The 492-nt window shown below is 46.5% G+C and carries 3 tRNA genes; all 3 read left to right on the plus strand.

The features are described from left to right. Positions 1–138: 138 nt before the first annotated feature. The 3 genes from JN080_RS29120 (at position 139) to JN080_RS29130 (ending at position 492) form a co-directional block, all read left to right on the plus strand. Positions 139–214: transfer RNA gene (locus JN080_RS29120), tRNA-Phe, on the plus strand. A 110-nt stretch (positions 215–324) separates the two neighbouring features. Then, positions 325–406 (plus strand) — tRNA-Leu (locus JN080_RS29125). 12 nt (positions 407–418) lie between these two features. Next, positions 419–492, plus strand: a tRNA-Gly gene (locus tag JN080_RS29130).

Here is a 492-nt window from a genome sequence, read left to right on the forward strand (position 1 = left end):
AATGGCTTGATAGCTCAGTCGGTAGAGCATATTGCTCACTTCATCGATTAGGCAACTGTGGCAACATGCGAGAAAGATCGCAAGATCTTTTGAGCAAAGGACTTACGTAAAGAAAAGATTGTGAATCATTTTAATTATGGCTTGGTAGCTCAGTCGGTAGAGCAAAGGACTGAAAATCCTTGTGTCGGCGGTTCGATTCCGTCCCAAGCCACCATATATGTATATGTCCTAGCTCCAAAATGGAGTGGTGGCAAAGTGGTAAGCAGAGGTCTGTAAAACTTTTATCCCCTTTTCAAATTCGGGTGCTGCCTTCGTTTGATAAATGCCGGTGTGGCGGAATTGGCAGACGCGCACGACTCAAAATCGTGTTCCGTAAGGAGTGTCGGTTCGACCCCGACCACCGGTATCGTTATATTTAGCGGGTGTAGTTTAATGGTAAAACTCCAGCCTTCCAAGCTGATGTCGTGGGTTCGATTCTCATCACCCGCTCCA

Source organism: Bacillus sp. EB600, assembly GCF_024494385.1.
Taxonomy (GTDB): domain Bacteria; phylum Bacillota; class Bacilli; order Bacillales; family Cytobacillaceae; genus JAEVLT01.